This is a genomic window from Marinococcus luteus, from assembly GCF_900106595.1.
Taxonomy (GTDB): domain Bacteria; phylum Bacillota; class Bacilli; order Bacillales; family Marinococcaceae; genus Marinococcus; species Marinococcus luteus.
The window spans coordinates 1-1431 of the sequence record NZ_FNNC01000015.1 but is presented as its reverse complement, the minus strand read 5'-3'; the positions used below and the strand labels follow the sequence as shown (position 1 = coordinate 1431).

Here is a 1431-nt window from a genome sequence, read left to right as displayed (position 1 = left end):
TATGCAGGAACAAGCAGTAACGACATTGAAAAATTTTATCGGCGGCGAATGGGTGGAGTCCCGGTCCGCCACCGACAAGGTGTACAACCCGGCCACCAGTGAGGTGATCGCCCGCGTCCCGCTCTCCTCGAAAGACGAAGTAGATGAGGCTGTGAAGGCGTCCAAAGCGGCCTACCGCGACTGGTCGAAAAAGCCCGTCCCGCAGCGCGCCCGCATCCTGTTTGCCTACCAGCAGCTGCTCATCAACCATTGGGACGAGCTCGCCGAGATCATTACGCTCGAAAACGGCAAAAACCTGAAGGAGGCTAAAGGTGAAGTGCAGCGTGGCATCGAGTGCGTGGAATTTGCCGCCGGGGCCCCGACGCTCATGATGGGCGACCAGCTGCCGGACATTGCCACCAACATTGAGTCCGGGATGTACCGCTACCCGATCGGCGTGGTCGGCGGCATCACTCCGTTCAACTTCCCGATGATGGTGCCGTGCTGGATGTTTCCGCTCGCGATTGCCTGCGGCAACACGTTCGTGATGAAGCCGTCCGAGCGGACCCCGATGCTTGCGAACCGGCTCGCGGAGCTGTTTGAGGAAGCGGGGCTTCCGAAAGGCGTGCTGTCCGTGGTGCACGGAGCGCATGACGTGGTGAACGGCCTGCTCGAACACGACGATGTGCCGGCGATTTCCTTTGTCGGCTCCCAGCCGGTCGCGGAATATGTGTATAAAAACGGCACGGCGCACGGCAAACGCGTCCAGGCGCTCGCCGGGGCGAAAAACCACACCCTCGTCATGGAGGATGCGGATCTCGATAATGCCGCCTGGCAGATTCTGAACGCCGCCTTCGGCTCGGCCGGGGAACGGTGCATGGCCGCCTCCGTGGTCGCGGTACAGGAAAGCGTCGCCGATCAGCTAGTGGAAAACATCCAGGCGTATGCCGACGACGTCACGATCGGCAACGGCCGCGAAAAAGACGTGTTCCTCGGGCCGGTGATCCGCGAAGGGCACCTCGAGAAAACGAAGGCCTATATTGACAAAGGCGTCGAAGAAGGCGCGACGCTCGTGCGCGACGGCCGCGAGGACGAGGTGGCGAAGGACGGCTACTTTATCGGTCCGACCATCTTTGACCACGTGCAGCAGACGATGACGATCTGGCAGGACGAAATATTCGCGCCGGTCTTATCCATTGTCCGCGTGCCGGACCTGACGGCCGGCATTGCATGGGCGAACGAGTCCCGCTTTGCGAACGGTGCCTGCCTGTTCACGAGCTCCGGGCACAGCGTCCGTGAATTCCGGGAAAACATCGACTCCGGGATGCTCGGCATCAATGTGGGCGTGCCGGCCCCGATGGCGTTCTTCCCGTTTTCGGGCTGGAAGGATTCCTTCTACGGTGATCTGCATGCGAACGGCAAGGACGGCGTGGAGTTCTACACCCGCAAGAA

General features: G+C 61.2%; 1 protein-coding gene. It reads left to right on the top strand.

All coding sequences use genetic code 11. From position 1 onward, the window contains the following. Position 1: 1 nt before the first annotated feature. Positions 2-1431 (top strand): CoA-acylating methylmalonate-semialdehyde dehydrogenase (locus tag BLV22_RS14770; RefSeq protein ID WP_091616869.1); only part of this gene is annotated, 1430 nt, incomplete at its 3' end.